The organism is Corynebacterium cystitidis, from assembly GCF_900187295.1.
GTDB classification, from domain to species: Bacteria; Actinomycetota; Actinomycetes; order Mycobacteriales; family Mycobacteriaceae; genus Corynebacterium; species Corynebacterium cystitidis.
The window spans coordinates 1,735,666-1,753,775 of record NZ_LT906473.1; the positions used below are offsets into that span (position 1 = coordinate 1,735,666).

Below are 18,110 nucleotides of genomic sequence, written 5' to 3' on the forward strand. Positions count from 1 at the left end.
CTTTTTGTACCTTTTAGGTTTTTCGGTGTTGCAGTAGCAACCGAAAACCGGCTTGGAAGATCACTGCTTCTGTCTCCACGCGTTATTTCAGCAGAGGATGAAACCCTAGACTAATGATTGAAATCCGCAACTTGACCAAAACCTTCGGTGATAACCGCGCCCTCGACGGGATGAGCTTCACTGTCCACCCCGGCGCCTGACTTACACAATTGGGTTTAGTCCCCCGGTTTGTGTTGGGTGAGGGTGTTGATTAGTTGTTGGTCTTTTGGTGTTATTGCGGGTGGGATGGTTATGCGGGTGTTGTTGATTTCGATTGTGCTGTGGCGGTAGGTGCTGAGGCGTTGGACTAGTTTCGGGGCGGTGGTGTTGGTGGTCAGGTAGATGTGTTTTGACAGGGCTAGGGCGGCGAAGACAACGGTGATGTGTGCGGTGATAGCGGTTTCGGTGTGGTGATACATTGGGCGCGCATCAAGGTCTGTTTTCGCCATTCGAAAGGCCTGCTCGATGTGGTAGAGCTGGTGATAAAACCCGATGATCTGACTGCCGTCTACCTGTTGGGCATCGATACTGGTGACATAGCCTTTCCATCCTGCTAAACCCCGGGCTTGAGCAAAGGTTTGTCCGTTGATGACAAACTGCCCGTTTTTCTTGGCCACAAATCTCGGTAGGCGTGCTGAGCGTTTCTTGGTGGCTATCTCGTGTGCTTTCTGGCGTTGTTTATCTAGCGAGCTGATGTCGTAGCGGTAGCGTTTGGCACTAAACCCGATCACCGCACGTCGCTGTATAGCCTGTGTACCTGTTCCCATTGTTTTGGTGGTTTCAACGATGGCACCATCATGAGCATCGATACTGTCCTCGTCATCGGGATCAAGTGTGATGTCGTAGGGCGCTTTTTCAGTCGGTCAGCAACAATGTAGTCAATACCCTCGGCATCAAGTGCATCTAGGTTTTTTGCTGATAGCATCGCCGCGTCAGCAACAACGACGACACCAACAAGATCATGGGCTTGGATATAGGCGTTGATCATCGGGATCAATGTTGTTGTTTCGGCTGTTTTACCGTGAAAAAATTCCACGTGAAGCGGGAACCCTTCCAGATCAGTAATCAGGCCGACCACGATCTGAGGATCAACACGGCGTTCTTTGCTCATCCCAACTTTGCGTAGCTCGTCTTCTTTCGGTGTCTCAAAATACAAGGTGGTCACGTCATATAACACCATTGTCACCTGATGACGTGAACGCACATAACGATGACATGCAGCACCAATACGAGCCCGATAATCATTTTTAACAGCACGTTTTAGTGTGTTGTACCAGGTATTAACATGCCGGGAAGGCTGACCAAGACCTGTCAGTACCCGCCCTACCTGGGCTTTTGAGGTTGGCTCAACAATCCGGGCAATAACCATCGCCTGAAACGAGGGATCATCAATCCCGAAATCCAACACATCCCACACCCGCGCAAGCACCTGCCACAACACTTTATTCGCAGTATCAACCACCCGAGCCTGCCCATCCCGACTACCCGATAACCGATCACCAGCACCCGAATCCTGGGCAGCATGCACCGACTCGGTGTGTGTCTGAACCGCACCAAGATCAAGTTCCTGCTGATCAACACTGTCATCACGGTGACGATAATCAGCAAAATCATCCATCACCGGGATACGCCGATCATCACCTACACCTTCAAGTGGCAACGATAACTGCTGGCCACGGCCTAAAAAAGACTCCGCAGCTAAATACAACACCGCCAACTGCCCATCATCATGAGCAGACCCAAAATACTTAATCACCTCAGTACGCCCACCAACTTTTCGTACTACTTGCACACTCACCGCCCCCGAAGCAGTACGAGCACACTTAATAGACGCCACCCGCTAACCCTATCACCCCAATTAGTCCCCCAACACCCACCCAACAAAAAACAAACCCCAAGGTCAAACCAAAATCACACCCCTAGAACACATGTTCTTGTGGAAGTCAGGTTTTAGGTTTTTCGGTGTTGCAGTAGCAACCGAAAACCGGCTTGGAAGATCACTGCTTCTGTCTCCACGCGTTATTTCAGCAGAGGATGAAACCCTAGACTAATGATTGAAATCCGCAACTTGACCAAAACCTTCGGTGATAACCGCGCCCTCGACGGGATGAGCTTCACTGTCCACCCCGGCGAGATCTACGGTTTTGTCGGCTCCAACGGTGCTGGCAAGTCCACGACGATGCGGATCGCACTCGGCGTTCTTTCATGCGATTCGGGCGAAGTGCTGCTTGACGGGCATGAGCTTAACGACGATACTCGCCGCCGCATCGGCTACATGCCAGAGGAACGCGGTCTCTATGGGAAGGAGAGGATTCTTTCCCAGCTGGTGTTTCTGGGGATGCTGCACGGAATGCCTCGCGATGAGGCTGAATCGAGTGGCCGTAAGCTGCTGGAACGTCTCGGACTTGGTGAGCGCATGGGCGACAAGCTTGATGATCTCTCCCTGGGAAACCAGCAGCGCGTGCAGTTGGCAGCATCGCTCATCCACGACCCGGACGTGCTCATTCTTGATGAGCCGTTTTCCGGCCTCGACCCGGTTGCCGTCCAAGTGATGAGCGAGATGCTCATCGAGCGCGCCGCTCGTGGTGTCCCCGTGGTGTTTTCTTCCCACCAGCTCGACTTGGTGCAGCGCCTCTGCCATCGCGTGGGCATCGTCGCCCACGGCCGCATGGTTGCTGAAGGCACCGTCGACAAGCTACGCACTCGTGGCCCTGTCCGTTACTCCGTGGGCACCCGCGCCCGCGGCTGGTACCCCACCGGCACAACACTTATCGACGAACACCCCAGTGGCGTGGTCCTCGCAGTAAACGGCGGGGAAGCCGAAAACGACGTGGATTCTACCAGCAGCACCAACACCGTGTCCGACCAAGATATTCTGCGGGCTGCTTTGGCTGCAGGGCCTGTGCATTCCTTCCAGCGCGTACTCCCCGACCTCAACGACCTATTCAAGGAGGTTGTCTCCTCATGAGCACCTACTCCCCGGCGCAGACTATTCGCACAGTTCTCCAGCGCGAGATCCAGGTGGCGTTGCGTACCAAAGGTATTACAGTGACCATGTGCATCCTTCTGGTCCTCCTCGTGGCCGGCCCGTTCCTGATCTCCTGGCTGAATGATCGTGATAAATCCGCCCCCGAGGTCGCCGTCGTCGGACTGCCAGTCTCTGCTTTCGAGGACTCTGAGCTCGACGCCACCGCCGCCACCAACCGTGACGAAGCTGAACGCCTCGTGCTTGACGGTGATGTCGATTCCGCAATCGTACCTTCTGACATTGGCTGGGATGTGCTATCCGACGGCGCACCCTCGCCCACCATCATGAGTGCGGTAGGTGCGATCGTCGGCAAGCACGCGACAACTAGTGCGCTGGACACACTCGGCGTGGCACCAGAGGAGTTTGCTGCAGCCATGGGGCCAGTGGAACTGAATACGGTCGATCTCTCATCGGGCGAAGGCGATACCGACACCATGGCATCGCTAATTACGGCGCTGGCAGGCATCATGATTGTCGTGTTCACCGTTATGCTGTTCGGCGCTAACATCGGGGGGCGCGTAACCGAGGAGAAAGCTTCCCGCGTTGTAGAAATCATCCTTGCTGCGGTACGCCCGCTGGCATTTCTAACAGGCAAAATTGTGGGCAATGCAATCTTCGGTTTCCTCGCCACTACCGTACTCATCGGTGTGGGAGCTGGTGCCATGGTCGCCTCTGGACTTACAGACGGAGTCACCATCGACTGGTCGATCGTCCCTATCCTGCTTATGGCCTGGCTGTTGGGGATGCTGTTCTTCGGATCGCTCTACGCCGCAGCAGGTGCGATGGTTCAACGTACTGAGGATCTGCAGTCCACCCAGATGCCAGCACTTCTGCTGGTCATGGCAGCAATGTACGTGCCACTGTTCGGCTGGACAGCCACCGATGCAACCTGGATGCAGGTGTTTTCCTGGATTCCCCCATTTTCCATCTTCGCCGCACCTGTCACTTATGCAGCTGGCGACTTCTCCCTTGGCCAATTGATGGCGTCGTTTGGAATCGCGACGCTGGCCGTGGTGGTAGTTATCTGGCTGGTCGCGCGCATCTACCGCGCTTCGATTCTCAATAACGGTAGCAAGATGGGCTGGGTGCAGGCGTTGCGGGCTGGGTAACCGTAGCCACTGCGCGCCACGTAGCCGCTGTTTCTTGCGTACCTGCTAGGACCCGGTTTTCTTTTGCACGCCCGGGTTTCTCTCGCAGCGGGCATGCCAGGAAGTGTAGTTGCCAGCCCCGGTAGAGGGCCTGAGACTGCCGTTCTTCCTGGGCTATCGGTTGCGATATTGCGGTGGTGCTCAGTTCGAATTCCTGAGTTCGAATTCCTGAGTTCGAATTCCTGAGTTCGAAGTTTAGAATGTTTGAAACTGCACCCATTTCTGTTTCTGCAGGTCAAAAGCTTTATGGCAGATGGCCGAAAGCAAGGAGTGCGAACCCAAGAGTGCGAACCCAGGAGTGCGAACCCAAGAGTGCGAACCGCACCTTCTATGAAACCCTCCTGATAGCTCACAATGCGCAGCGAATAAACCTGGCGCCGACGGCGTTAAACCTACAGAATTAGCTCAGGAAGGACCCTCCTAGGAAAGGAACCCAGCTATGGCACTCGGCGACGGCCCCCTCATTGTCCAATCAGATAAGACTGTTCTGCTTGAGGTGGACCACCCGCAGGCTGGGCTGGCGCGTCTGGCGTTGGCCCCGTTCGCCGAGCTAGAGCGCGCCCCGGAACACATCCACACCTACCGGATTACTCCGCTGGCCTTGTGGAATGCGCGCGCCGCTGGCCATGACGCGGAGCAGGCGGTCGACGTTTTGGAGCGGTATTCGCGTTTCCCGGTCCCGCAGTCGTTGCTTGTCGATGTCGCCGAGACCATGGCCCGCTACGGCCGGGTCCGCTTGCTCAAGCACCCGGCGCACGGTCTAGTGCTTGAGTCCGATGAGGCGCCGATCATCGAGGAGATCACCCGGCACAAGAAGATTAAGCCGATGCTGGGCACGCGTATCGACGATCACACCATCCCGGTGCACCCCTCGGAACGCGGCCGGATTAAGCAGGAGCTGACTAAAATTGGGTGGCCTGCCGACGACCAAGCAGGCTACGTTGATGGCGAGTCCCACCCGATTGCCCTTGTGACTGCGGGAAATGGCCAGGAGGAGTGGGAGCTGCGTGATTATCAGCAGTATGCCGCCGAGTCTTTCTGGGAGGGTGGGTCTGGCGTGGTGGTCCTGCCGTGTGGCGCGGGTAAAACGATTGTGGGGGCGGCGTCTATGGCGCAGGCCCAGACCACTACGCTAATCCTGGTCACCAATACTGTTGCGGGCCGCCAGTGGCGCAACGAGCTGCTTAAGCGCACTAGCCTCACTCCGGAAGAAATCGGCGAGTATTCCGGGGAGAAGAAGGAAATCCGCCCGGTCACTATCGCCACGTATCAGGTGGTCACGCGTAAGACGAAGGGTGAGTACCGCGCCCTTGAGCTGTTCGATTCCCGCGATTGGGGCTTAATCATTTACGACGAAGTCCACCTCCTACCGGCGCCTGTTTTTCGCATGTCGGCAGACCTCCAGTCGCGACGCCGCCTGGGGCTGACAGCAACTTTGGTGCGCGAGGATGGCCGCGAGGACGACGTCTTCAGCCTGATCGGCCCGAAGCGTTACGACGCCCCATGGAAAGAACTCGAGGCCGCAGGCTATATCGCCACCGCCGAGTGCGTGGAGGTGCGCACCACCATGAACGATGCAGAAAGGATGGTGTATGCCACTGCGGAGACCCGCGAGCGTTATCGCATCGCGGCGACCAGTGAGGCGAAACTGCGCGTCGTCGATAAGCTCCTTGCACGTCATGCCGGGCAACAGACCCTGATCATTGGCGCGTACCTGGAGCAGTTGGAAGAGATCGCCGCGCGTATCGACGCTGCCTTGATTACCGGCTCCACAAGCAATAGGCAGCGGGAGCAGGCCTTTGACGCTTTTCGACGTGGCGAGCTGCAAACATTAGTGGTGTCTAAGGTGGCGAACTTCTCCATTGACCTGCCGGAAGCTGCGGTGGCGATCCAGGTTTCCGGAACTTTCGGCTCGCGCCAGGAAGAGGCTCAGCGACTGGGCCGCCTTCTGCGCCCAAAGCAGGACGGAGCCGAGGCGCACTTCTACACGGTAGTCTCACGCGATACGTTGGATGCGGAGTACGCGCTGCATCGCCAGCGGTTCTTGGCGGAACAGGGGTATGCCTACCGCTTGGTGGATGCGTCCGACCTGTAGCTAAGGGATAGACTGGTTGACCATGAGCGGGATGAAGATTTTCAAGTTTCAGGTCGATGAGCCCTTTGCGAAGAAAAACAATGAGATGCTCAAGGACACCAAACGGCTGGTGGTCTCCGGTATTTCACTGTTTGTTATTTGCGAGGTTGTGGCGGTACTGATCTGGCTGTTCGTGTCTCCGGAGTCGCCGTGGCGGCTGCTTGGTGCCCTGGGGCTTGGCCTGTTCGGGGTGATGATGTTGATTGTGGCGGTCGCCGTGCCACGCTCGGTAGGTACCGCACAGAGCTTGTATGACCGTTACCCGCTGGCCCCTGCTGTGATCGCAGAGGTCAACCCCCGGGACTTTGTGCTGCTCAGCTTAGTCAACACCAACGTGGACCCAGAGCTTCCGCCCCGTTGGGGTGCAGCTACGCGCACCGTCAGCCACATCAATGGCATCGGGGAGCCCAAAGTGGGCACCAAGATCCCTGTGGCCGCAGTCCAGGGCCAGCGCGCCAGCGGCGACAAGGAATACTGGCAGGAGATCTCCCCCATGCCGATTGCGTGGGGCACCCCTAACCAAGACATTGTCACTGAGGCACGCAAAGCCATCCCACAGGAACAATGGGCCAAGCTGGATAAGGCCCGAAAGCGTTTCGACGAAGTCAAAGCCACTCCACACAACCTGCTCGTGTTGTAATAGCAGTTATAAGTCACGTCGTTCAGCGCCTGCAACCGTTCGCCGAAACAATTTTCGCCACCATGACCGCGCGTGCGGACCAATTTGATGCGGTGCACCTGGGCCAGCGCTTCCCCGATTTCGATGGCCCAGCCGAGAAGCAGGAGATCGCGCAATGCGAGATCGCCAACGCTAATAATCAGTGTGGCCCGGGCCGTGGCATGGGTGGGCTGCCTGAGGCGGTCGCCCGGCAACGCGCGACCGGCTGGAAGACGGACTGGGCGTTGGCACAAGCAGACCTGCTGGAGGGCGTGATCAGGGCGAAGCAATTCATGAGCTACGTGGGCACCACTCCCTGACCTGCTGGACACTGCGCTTCGCGATACAGGCTTCCGGGTGCACGATTCTTTAGGCACCTACTTCTTTAGACACCTAATTCACCGTGGCAAACCTGCCTGACGTACTGGCTGCCAACGAGGTGCAGTAGGCCGCCCACCGCCTTGCGCACTCGTAGAGAAAAGTTCAGACCGTTCGCATCGCTATCACCATTACTATTTTTGTTTCTCTTGGTCACTGGCCCGGGGTGGTTCGGTGTTGTCATCCGCGTGTTTCCCTCGGAAGCGTTAGAGTATTTCGGAGGGCTTATCACCATTGCTATGGCGGCGCTGGCTGCGGGCGCTTATTGGGTTCTCTCAGACCCGAGCCGCAAGAGACGCTAGCTCTGTCCAGCCGAATATTTTTTGGGAGTTGTTCAGTGTGGGCGTTTTACATTCATAAAAATAGTCAAATATATTTCCCTTCCCGTATCTCTTGTTTTAGGTACAGGAGAAAGAAAAACGAAAAGGAGCGTAGTTGGTGGTGAGTTATGCACTCAACTCATACCAACTACGCTCCTGTTTCACTGTTAAATTATTTGGTCGGCGGTGTCTTACTCTCCCACATCCTCCCGGATGCAGTACCATCAGCGCGGGCGGGCTTAGCTTCCGGGTTCGGAATGGGACCGGGCGTTTCCCCGCCGCTATCTACCACCGACACACCATAAAGGGCATCCCACACCAGTACTCCCCACCCAAACAGTGGGGGGATAGTGTATGTATGTCGATCAGGATCACCTCAACACAGTGACCAGTAGACCAATATTGACTTATATATATGACTCACACACATGTATGTGTGCTGTGTCAGACACTGCATAGTAGACGCAAGCACCACAATGATGCTTTTTGTGTTTCGCTTCAACCACCCAACAACACTCTATGTCATATCCCTGGGTGTTTGAGTGTTTTTCTTATCGGTATATTAGTACCAGTCACCTCCACATATTACTACGCTTCCAGATCTGGCCTATCAACCCCATCATCTCTAGGGAACCTCAACAGAAACCTCATCTTAAAACAGGCTTCCCGCTTAGATGCTTTCAGCGGTTATCCCTCCCGTACGTAGCCAACCAGCCATGCTCCTGGCGGAACAACTGGCACACCAGAGGTACGTCCGTCCCGGTCCTCTCGTACTAGGGACAGCCTTCTTCAAGTTTCAACGCGCGCGGCGGATAGAGACCGAACTGTCTCACGACGTTCTGAACCCAGCTCGCGTGCCGCTTTAATGGGCGAACAGCCCAACCCTTGGGACCTACTCCAGCCCCAGGATGCGACGAGCCGACATCGAGGTGCCAAACCATCCCGTCGATATGAACTCTTGGGGAAGATCAGCCTGTTATCCCCGGGGTACCTTTTATCCGTTGAGCGACACCACATCCACAAGTAGGTGCCGGATCACTAGTCCCGACTTTCGTCCCTGCTCGAGAAGTCCCTCTCACAGTCAAGCTCCCTTGTGCACTTACACTCACCACCTGATTACCAACCAAGCTGAGGAAACCTTTGGGCGCCTCCGTTACTCTTTAGGAGGCAACCGCCCCAGTTAAACTACCCACCAGGCACTGTCCCCAACCCAGATCATGGGCCAAGGTTAGACATCCAATACGACCAGAGTGGTATTTCAACAACGACTCCACAACCACTAGCGTGACTGCATCAACGTCTCCCACCTATCCTACACAAACCGCATCGAACACCAATACCAAGCTATAGTGAAGGTCCCGGGGTCTTTTCGTCCTGCCGCGCGAAACGAGCATCTTTACTCGTACTGCAATTTCACCGGGCCTGTGGTTGAGACAGCAGGGAAGTCGTTACGCCATTCGTGCAGGTCGGAACTTACCCGACAAGGAATTTCGCTACCTTAGGATGGTTATAGTTACCACCGCCGTTTACTGGGGCTTAAATTCTCCGCTTCGGCAAACAAATGCCTAACGGGTCCTCTTAACCTTCCAGCACCGGGCAGGCGTCAGTCCGTATACATCAACTTAACCGTCTTCGCACAGACCTATGTTTTTGATAAACAGTCGCTTCCCTCTATTCTCTGCGACCACAACCAGCAACCACCACGCACAGCAGCAGCACCAGCCATGGTCCCCCTTCTCCCGAAGTTACGGGGGCAATTTGCCGAATTCCTTAACCACAGTTCACCCGACCGCCTCAGTATTCTCTACCTGACCACCTGTGTCGGTTTCGGGTACGGGCCGTACACACACATCGCTAGAGGCTTTTCTCGACAGCACAGGATCACCACCATCACCCCACAACAGGGCTACGCATCACGCCTCACACAAAAAAGGGACCGCATTTCACAAATCCCCGTGCCACACGCTTACACCACCATCCAACAGATGGCGCGGCTACCTCACTGTGTTACCCCATCACTGAACTACTACAGATCAGGCCCCACGCACGCACACACAACCATCATCAAAAAACAACAGCCACATGATTATGGGTGGTTAGTATCACTGCCTCGCCCTTGGTCGCACATATACGGGTACGGGAATATCAACCCGTTCACCATCGACTACGCCTGTCGGCCTCGCCTTAGGACCCGACTCACCCTGGGAAGACGAACTTAACCCAGGAACCCTTAGTCATCCAGCGGTAAGGATTCTCACCTCACACTCGTTACTCATGCCTGCATTCTCACTCGCACACAGTCCACAACCCCTCACGGAACCGCTTCACACCATGCACGACGCTCCCCTACCCAAACACACACAAAAAATGCGTGCCTGCCGCGGCTTCGGCGGTGTACTTAAGCCCCACTACATTATCGGCGCAGAACCACTCGACCAGTGAGCTATTACGCACTCTTTCAAGGATGGCTGCTTCTAAGCCAACCTCCTGGCTGTCATCGCGACCCCACATCCTTTTCCACTTAGCACACCCTTAGGGGCCTTAACCGGCGATCTGGGCTGTTTCCCTCTCGACTATGAAGCTTATCCCCCACAGTCTCACTGCCATGCAACACTTCACCAGCATTCGGAGTTTGGCTGACATTGCTAAGATAATAGTCCCGCTCAACCAACCAGTAGCTCTACCTCCGGCAAGCTCACACAACGCTGCACCTAAATGCATTTCGGGGAGAACCAGCTATCACGGAGTTTGATTAGCCTTTCACCCCTACCCACAACTCATCCCCTCAGTTTTCAACCTAAGTGGGTTCGCGCCTCCACAACCTCTTACAGCTGCTTCACACTGGCCATGGGTAGATCACCCCGCTTCGGGTCCAAGACATGCCACTACACACACAATTAGTATTCGCTTTCGCTACGACTACCCCACACGGGTTAACCTCGCGACATGCCGCTGACTCGCAGGCTCATTCTTCAAAAGGCACGCCATCACACACAACATGCTCTGACGGATTGACAACACACAGTTTCAGGAACTCTTTCACTCCCCTCCCGGGGTACTTTTCACCATTCCCTCACGGTACTATCCACTATCGGTCACACTAAGTATTCAGGCTTACCGGGTGGTCCCGGCAGATTCACAACAGATTCCACGAGCCCGCTGCTACTCGGGACAACAACACACGCACGCAACCACAGCTTCACGTACAGGACTCTCACCTTCTCCGGTCGACCATCCCAGGCCAGTTCCACTACCACAATCACACACGCGCCGAAATGGCAGTTCCGACAAGTCGCATCCCACAACCCCGCACACGCAACCCCTGCCAGGTATCACACGCATACAGTTTAGCCATCATCCACGTTCGCTCGCCACTACTAGCAGAATCATTATTATTTTCTCTTCCTACGGGTACTAAGATGTTTCACTTCCCCGCGTCACCCCCACACAGACTATCAATTCATCTGCGGGTAGCACCACACAACTGGCACCAGGTTACCCCATTCGGACATCCTCGGATCAACGCTTAGTTGGCAACTCCCCGAGGCATAACGCAGCCTCACACGTCCTTCATCGGCTTAGCATGCCAAGGCATCCACTATGTGCCTACAACAAAAAACACAACACACAAAACACAAAAAGAATAAAGATACTCGCGTCCACTATACAGTTCTCACACAACACACCCACCACAACAACCAACCCCAACACAAAGGATCAGCCACCACAGCAAGCCACGAAACAACACACGTTGCCCCAGACACCCAACAGCATGCCAACACACCCCACAACAACAGTCATGGCAAATCGTTCATATGCACAGCATCCACCCCAGGCACCAAGCAGAACACACAATCCCGCCGGCATGCATCCACCCGGATTCACACAGTGGCAGCACCACACACGGGCACTCAACCACCAACAGTCACCAACCAGTGACCAAAAAACACAAAACTCCATAGAAAGGAGGTGATCCAGCCGCACCTTCCGGTACGGCTACCTTGTTACGACTTCGTCCCAATCGCCGATCCCACCTTCGACAGCTCCCTCACAAAGATAGGCCACTGGCTTCGGGTGTTACCAACTTTCATGACGTGACGGGCGGTGTGTACAAGGCCCGGGAACGTATTCACCGCAGCAATGCTGATCTGCGATTACTAGCGACTCCGACTTCATGGGGTCGAGTTGCAGACCCCAATCCGAACTACGACCGGCTTTACACGATTAGCTCCACCTCACGATATCGCCACGCGCTGTACCGACCATTGTAGCATGTGTGAAGCCCTGGACATAAGGGGCATGATGATTTGACGTCATCCCCACCTTCCTCCGAGTTAACCCCGGCAGTCTCTCATGAGTCCCCAACCAAATGCTGGCAACATAAGACAAGGGTTGCGCTCGTTGCGGGACTTAACCCAACATCTCACGACACGAGCTGACGACAACCATGCACCACCTGTACACCAGCCACAAAAGGGAAACCATGTCTCCATGGCAATCCAGTGTATGTCAAGCCCAGGTAAGGTTCTTCGCGTTGCATCGAATTAATCCACATGCTCCGCCGCTTGTGCGGGCCCCCGTCAATTCCTTTGAGTTTTAGCCTTGCGGCCGTACTCCCCAGGCGGGGCGCTTAATGCGTTAGCTACGGCACAAAACCCGTGGAAGGATCTCACACCTAGCGCCCACCGTTTACAGCATGGACTACCAGGGTATCTAATCCTGTTCGCTACCCATGCTTTCGCTCCTCAGCGTCAGTCACTGCCCAGTAACCTGCCTTCGCCATCGGTGTTCCTCCTGATATCTGCGCATTTCACCGCTACACCAGGAATTCCAGTTACCCCTACAGCACTCAAGTTATGCCCGTATCGCCTGCACTCCCGAAGTTAAGCCCCGGACTTCCACAGACGACGCGACAAACCACCTACGAGCCCTTTACGCCCAGTAATTCCGGACAACGCTCGCACCCTACGTATTACCGCGGCTGCTGGCACGTAGTTAGCCGGTGCTTCTTCTCTAGGTACCGTCACACACGCTTCGTCCCTAGCGAAAGGAGTTTACAACCCGAAGGCCTTCATCCCCCACGCGGCGTCGCTGCATCAGGCTTCCGCCCATTGTGCAAAATTCCCCACTGCTGCCTCCCGTAGGAGTCTGGGCCGTATCTCAGTCCCAATGTGGCCGTACACCCTCTCAGGCCGGCTACCCATCACCGCCTTGGTAGGCCATTACCCCACCAACAAACTAATAGGCCGCAAGCTCATCCCATACCAGCACAAAACCTTTCCACACACCCACAAAAGATACGTGAATATCCGGTATTAGACCCAGTTTCCCAAGCTTATCCCGAAGTACAGGGCAGATCACCCACGTGTTACTCACCCGTTCGCCACTCGAGCACCCTAGCAAGCTAGAGCCTTTCCGTTCGACTTGCATGTGTTAAGCACGCCGCCAGCGTTCATCCTGAGCCAGGATCAAACTCTCCACAAAAACAATTCCAAAAGAAATCATCGAAATCATTCAGGCCGTGAAAAGCCCAAACCCAACCAAAAACAAACAACCAGCAAAAAAACCACTCGTTGTCCACAAAAAAAGAATTACAAAAAACACACCAACCCCCAACCCAACAAAGGGCACAAAAAAGGGGGTCAGCACAAAAAATAAACAAACCACAAAACGGTTCATCTACCAATCGAATGCACATCAACATGCACACTTGCTTCCTGCACCGAAAAAACAAACCACCACAAACCTACGGACAATCCATGGCGACCGGCACACACCCACGCAATTCGCTACGCTCATCACGACACACAAGAACAAACCCACACGCCACAACAAACAACAAACCACGCAAGCACCACAAGGCACACACCAACACACAAACAAAAAGTACATTGGCACACTATCGAGTTCTCACACAACACACGCATGCTCTCCACCCGACCGATCTTCGGTCACGCTTTTGAACAGCGGATTCAGAACCTACCCTAAGAATCTAACTTCAGTCAAACTCGCCGGAATTCAGTTCTTCCACACCACTTGTTAACCATCCGGTCACTTTCTCGTGGCGACCTGAAGAACTATATCCCTAACTTCTTAATTTAAGCAAATCCCCTGCTTAAACAATTTTCCCGCCCATATCGGCTATGGTTATTTCATTAGTGGACCGGCTAACGGATTGTTCGTCGTCAAGCTCGACCCTAGTGGTACACGGCAAGAAGGCCGTCCGGGCCATTGATCACCTTGACGGGAGTGTTAAAAATGTCCGTAAGCTTGTCACTTTTCATCACTTCATCAGGTTCACCGAAGGCAACAATCTGCCCATCCTTCACCGCGCACACATAATCGGCGTAACGCGCGGCGAAATTAATGTCGTGAAGTACAACGATGATGGTGCGGCCAAATTTCTCTGCAGCTTGCTTCACATGGCGCATCATCTGAACAGAATGGGCCATGTCCAAATTATTCAGGGGCTCGTCGAGAAGAACATAGTCAGTTTCCTGGCACAACACCATCGCCACGTAGGCGCGCTGCCGCTGCCCACCGGAGAGCTGATCAAGGTAACGATTTTCCAGGTCAGTTAAATTCAAAAAGTCAATATACCGAGAAATGATCTCCTCGTCCTCAATAGTCAACCGGCCCCCGGAATACGGAAATCGGCCGAAACCGACAAGCTGGCGGACAGTCAGCTTCGTAACAAAATGATTCTCCTGCCGCAGGATCGAGATTATCTTGGCTAAATCTTTGGACTTGGTGCTGGAGATATCGTGCTGCGCGACGGTCACGGTACCTGAGTCCAGCGACAACAACCGGCCAATGATCGTCAGCAGGGTTGACTTACCCGCGCCGTTGGGCCCGATCAGTGCCGTAATACCGCCGGCCGGGATCTCCAAATCGACAGGGCCGATGGCCACATCAGCGTTATAGTCCTTGCGAACATTAGTCAGAGTAATCACAAGCGTCCCTTTCTCAGTACGACAGCCAGGAAGGTAATTCCACCTACCAACTCGATGATGATGCCGACGACACCTTGCGCATAAAACACATGGTTCAAGATGAAGTAAGCGCCAGTTAAGACGACATAACCCAGCAAGGCGGCCATGGGGAACACATAGCGGTGATCATAGGTCTCCGCACATTGATACGCCAGAGTTGCCACTAAGAACCCGAGGAACGTCATCGGCCCCACTAGTGCCGTGGACACTGCCATCAACACACTGACAAGCAACAACGTCACAACAGCGTTACGCTTGAAGATCACGCCTAGGTTTGCAGCAGTTTCGGAGCCAAGCGACATCACATTTAAGACACTAAAACGGGCATACAAAACCCCGACGACGAGCAACACCAATGGAATCGCTACCGGATAATACGTCGGGTCCGCGTTATTCATCGAGCCGAACATGCGCGCTGTCAGTACGTCAAACTCGCTCGGCGACAACAATCGCTGCATGAACGTGGATACAGAACCCAGGCCACCGCCCAGCACAATGCCGACTAGCAGCATGGCGTGCATATTGCGCGAAGACCGCGTCAGCAGCCACGAGTACAGCAGGAACGACAAGACAACCATCACCGCAATCTGGAACACGAACATGCCCAGGTTGTAGGCCGCAATCAGGCCCGCTGCGCCGAAGAAAAACACAGTAGATGTGTGAATCAGAGTGTAAAGCGCCTCAAAACCCAAAATTGACGGAGTGATGATCCGATTATTGGTCACCGTCTGAAAAGCTACCGTTGCAACACCTTGACAGATTGCTACGAGTGCCATCGCGATCACCGAGTTCAGGCGGCGCTCCGCAATGAGCCAAAACCCGTCAGTTCCGAATTCCATCGGGTTGTCATAGGCCAGTAACCCGATAGTAAAGAGCGCCGCAGCGACACTCAGCGCTAAGAAAATGAACCAGTAGCGGCGCCGGGAAAAACTATTTTGGAAGGCACCAACAGCGCGTGACGACGAAGCCCTCGTTGAGTATGCTGTTTTAGTCACGAGAGGTCTGCCTCACAATCAATACGACGAATACGACAGCACCAACAATTCCCAAGATGACCGAAACCGGCATCTCAAACGGGGCGATAATTGTGCGACCAATTAGGTCACAAACTGCAACAATACCAATTCCCAACAGGCACACCCAGGGGAGATTTGTGCGCAGATCATCGCCACGGAACATGGACACGACATTGGGCACAATCAAACCCAGAAATGGCAACGAACCTACCGCCACAGTCACCACGCCGGTGGCCACTGCCACCAAAGCGGTGCCAACCAAAATGATGCGGTTATAGTTGACGCCCACATTGGTGGCCACTTCTTCCCCCAGGCCGGCAACAGTAAGCCGATCTGCGTAGAAGAACACGATGACGACAACGATGGCCACAATCCATAACACTTCATACTGGCCGGCCACGATGTCAGTGAACGTGCCCGCAAACCAGATTCCCAGCTGTTGCAACATGTCGGTTTGCAGCGCGAAGAAAGATGATACGGCACCCACCACGGCGCCCAGCATGATGCCGATGATTGGCACAATCAGGCTGGACTTCAAGGTGACGCGCCGTAAGAACAAGAAAAACACCATCGTACCCACGAATGCAAACAGCACCGCACCAATCATGCGCTCGAGCACAGTAGCCGAAGGGATGATAAACATGGTGAACAGTAGGCCCAAACCGGCCCATTCAGTGGTTCCGGTGGTGGTCGGTTCTACGAAACGGTTTTGGGTGAGCAGCTGCATTACCAAACCACTCATCGCCATTGCCGCACCGGCAAGAACAAGCGCTATGGTGCGTGGAATGCGAGTAAGGGAAAACATCTGCGCCCCATCAGGAGCACTAAAAATGCTGTACTCGCCCGTAAAAAGAGAGAGCACCAATAGCGCTGCCACTACAAGGATTGCCACACCCAACTTCCAACTCCACAGTCGGGAATTGGATCGTCGTAAAGCGTCATTATCGGGACGCTGCGAAATCTTGGATGCTGCAGGTGGCATAGCTAACGGTGCTCCCCCCTATGAACTGAGCCTGGTGCTACTTCTGAGCCTCAAAGGCATCGGCAAGCGCGTTTAGCGTCTCTGTGTAGGTAATGATTGACTCATTCGTGTAGGTATCAGCCGGTGCGTACACCACAGCACCCTCCTTCAGGGCAGTGACGTTCTGCAGCGCCGAAGAGCCCTCAATGACAGTTTCCGCCGGGGCGGAGTCGCCCCCGATAGCGGCGTCACGGTCCATGACCAACAGCCAGTCCGGGTTGGCCTCGGCGATCGCCTCCACGGAGATATCATCGCCCTTGTGGTTATCCGAACCTTCCGGAACTTCCAACGCTGGAGTCATGCCCACCATGTCGAAGATCGGACCCCAGAAACGGCCCACGCTGGGAGCGACATAGCCGATGTTGCCACCTGACACGTTGACCGCCATGACACTCTTCTCTGGATCGTAAGCAGCCTTCGCACGTTCGAGCGCCTCGTTGAAATCGTCAACAAGCTGAGCTGCCTCGTCTTCCTTGCCCATCGCCTTGCCCAGGGTTTCCACCTGGCGGATGAGCTCTTCGTCCATCGCTTCACCGTCGCGTGGCTCCAAGTCAATAATCGCGGCTTCAGGGTTCAGCTTCTTCAGGTCTTCGTAGTACTTGCCAAAACGCTGACCGTTGATGATTAAATCTGGCTGCGTTGCTGCGAGTGCCTCCAGGTCCGGCTCCTTGTGGTTGCCGATGTCGACGATGCTCTCGTCCGACTTGTAGCCGATCGTCTCTGGCACCAGCTTCAGCGGCGCTGCCACCAGCTCCACGCCCCACTGCTCAAGAACTTCGAAGGTGCGGTTATCCAACGCGGCAATAGCCTCTGGGTTAGCCGGAACCTCGACGGTGCCGTAGTTGTCCTCAATGGTGATCGTGTCCTGGGAGTCAGCTGCCGCCGTGCTCGATTCAGCAGAGCTTGCCGACGAAGAGGGGGCTGCAGAAGAATCAGAAGAAGATGATGCGGAATCGTCCGTCTGGGAGCAGCCGGCCAGAACAAGAGCAAACGAGGAGATCGCTGCAACGATCGCCTTGCGCGAGGAGAGTCGAAGTGACATTGAACACCTTCCATAGACAATTAGGTTAGCCTTACCCAATCCAAACTACAGTCCGCACCCAGGTTAGCCAAGCTTTATTTTCTTGACAAGGGGAAATGCAACCGCCCATACAATCGATGACCTGCAAAAAGTACAAAAAGGGACACCCCCGAAGGGCACCCCTTATTTGGCGCACGTTGACGTGTGTTAATTACCACTCGTGCCAGCTCTTACTTACGCTTCTTACCAGTCCAGTCTCAGCTGCACCCAAGTACTTGGCAAAGCTCTTGGCGGGAAGGTTTTCAAGGGCCAGAATACCGGAGATTGCCATCTGGTGCATGCCGGCCGACAGACG

Annotated in this window: 9 protein-coding genes, 3 rRNA genes and 1 pseudogene; 5 read left to right on the forward strand and 8 right to left on the reverse strand. The window is 54.8% G+C overall.

Annotated features, from left to right (window positions below; all coding sequences use genetic code 11):
- Positions 1 to 215: 215 nt before the first annotated feature.
- A pseudogene (locus CKV99_RS08210) lies at positions 216 to 1,876 on the reverse strand (IS1634 family transposase).
- 213 nt (positions 1,877 to 2,089) lie between these two features.
- On the opposite strand from CKV99_RS08210, the gene CKV99_RS08215 reads away from it, so the two are divergent.
- The 5 genes from CKV99_RS08215 to CKV99_RS08235 all read left to right on the forward strand — a co-directional run bounded on the left by CKV99_RS08215 (position 2,090) and on the right by CKV99_RS08235 (position 7,327).
- A complete protein-coding gene (locus CKV99_RS08215) occupies positions 2,090 to 3,007 on the forward strand; it encodes an ABC transporter ATP-binding protein (RefSeq protein WP_092261171.1) in 918 nt (305 codons plus the stop codon).
- Complete coding sequence (locus CKV99_RS08220) at positions 3,004 to 4,176, forward strand: ABC transporter permease (RefSeq protein ID WP_092261173.1); 1,173 nt, start codon at positions 3,004 to 3,006, stop codon at positions 4,174 to 4,176. The genes CKV99_RS08215 and CKV99_RS08220 overlap by 4 nt, the downstream gene beginning before the upstream one ends.
- Positions 4,177 to 4,654: 478 nt before the next feature.
- Positions 4,655 to 6,310 (forward strand): DNA repair helicase XPB, encoded by a 1,656-nt coding sequence (locus CKV99_RS08225; RefSeq protein ID WP_092261174.1) that lies wholly within the window; start codon positions 4,655 to 4,657, stop codon positions 6,308 to 6,310.
- A gap of 31 nt (positions 6,311 to 6,341) precedes the next feature.
- On the forward strand, positions 6,342 to 6,989 hold the full coding sequence (locus CKV99_RS08230; protein WP_092261176.1) for a DUF3239 domain-containing protein: 648 nt from the start codon (positions 6,342 to 6,344) through the stop codon (positions 6,987 to 6,989).
- Between the two features lie 62 nt (positions 6,990 to 7,051).
- Positions 7,052 to 7,327: a hypothetical protein gene (locus tag CKV99_RS08235; protein WP_231909988.1), complete on the forward strand. Its 276-nt coding sequence runs from the start codon at positions 7,052 to 7,054 to the stop codon at positions 7,325 to 7,327.
- Between the two features lie 556 nt (positions 7,328 to 7,883).
- Here the strand turns inward: CKV99_RS08235 and rrf are convergent.
- The 7 genes from rrf to CKV99_RS08275 all read right to left on the reverse strand — a co-directional run bounded on the left by rrf (position 7,884) and on the right by CKV99_RS08275 (position 17,776).
- Positions 7,884 to 8,001, reverse strand: a 5S ribosomal RNA gene (rrf, locus tag CKV99_RS08245).
- A gap of 245 nt (positions 8,002 to 8,246) precedes the next feature.
- A 23S ribosomal RNA gene (locus tag CKV99_RS08250) occupies positions 8,247 to 11,326 on the reverse strand.
- 341 nt (positions 11,327 to 11,667) lie between these two features.
- A 16S ribosomal RNA gene (locus CKV99_RS08255) occupies positions 11,668 to 13,189 on the reverse strand.
- Together the 16S, 23S and 5S rRNA genes form the textbook arrangement of a ribosomal RNA operon.
- Before the next feature lie 713 nt (positions 13,190 to 13,902).
- Positions 13,903 to 14,658: an iron ABC transporter ATP-binding protein gene (locus tag CKV99_RS08260; protein WP_092260962.1), complete on the reverse strand. Its 756-nt coding sequence runs from the start codon at positions 14,656 to 14,658 to the stop codon at positions 13,903 to 13,905.
- Positions 14,655 to 15,692 (reverse strand): iron chelate uptake ABC transporter family permease subunit, encoded by a 1,038-nt coding sequence (locus CKV99_RS08265; RefSeq protein ID WP_092260960.1) that lies wholly within the window; start codon positions 15,690 to 15,692, stop codon positions 14,655 to 14,657. Before CKV99_RS08265 ends, CKV99_RS08260 begins: the two co-directional genes overlap by 4 nt.
- Positions 15,685 to 16,695: an ABC transporter permease gene (locus CKV99_RS08270; protein WP_092260958.1), complete on the reverse strand. Its 1,011-nt coding sequence runs from the start codon at positions 16,693 to 16,695 to the stop codon at positions 15,685 to 15,687. The genes CKV99_RS08265 and CKV99_RS08270 overlap by 8 nt, the downstream gene beginning before the upstream one ends.
- Before the next feature lie 37 nt (positions 16,696 to 16,732).
- On the reverse strand, positions 16,733 to 17,776 hold the full coding sequence (locus CKV99_RS08275; protein WP_092260956.1) for a siderophore ABC transporter substrate-binding protein: 1,044 nt from the start codon (positions 17,774 to 17,776) through the stop codon (positions 16,733 to 16,735).
- Positions 17,777 to 18,110: the final 334 nt, after the last annotated feature.

What these genes read in the sequence shown, in the direction of transcription:
- CKV99_RS08215 (WP_092261171.1), top strand. Translation starts at nt 2,090, where the DNA reads ATGATTGAAATCCGCAACTTGACCAAAACCTTCGGTGATAACCGCGCC.
- CKV99_RS08220 (WP_092261173.1), top strand. Translation starts at nt 3,004, where the DNA reads ATGAGCACCTACTCCCCGGCGCAGACTATTCGCACAGTTCTCCAGCGC.
- CKV99_RS08225 (WP_092261174.1), top strand. Translation starts at nt 4,655, where the DNA reads ATGGCACTCGGCGACGGCCCCCTCATTGTCCAATCAGATAAGACTGTT.
- CKV99_RS08230 (WP_092261176.1), top strand. Translation starts at nt 6,342, where the DNA reads ATGAAGATTTTCAAGTTTCAGGTCGATGAGCCCTTTGCGAAGAAAAAC.
- CKV99_RS08235 (WP_231909988.1), top strand. Translation starts at nt 7,052, where the DNA reads ATGACCGCGCGTGCGGACCAATTTGATGCGGTGCACCTGGGCCAGCGC.
- CKV99_RS08270 (WP_092260958.1), bottom strand. Translation starts at nt 16,695, where the DNA reads ATGCCACCTGCAGCATCCAAGATTTCGCAGCGTCCCGATAATGACGCT.
- CKV99_RS08275 (WP_092260956.1), bottom strand. Translation starts at nt 17,776, where the DNA reads ATGTCACTTCGACTCTCCTCGCGCAAGGCGATCGTTGCAGCGATCTCC.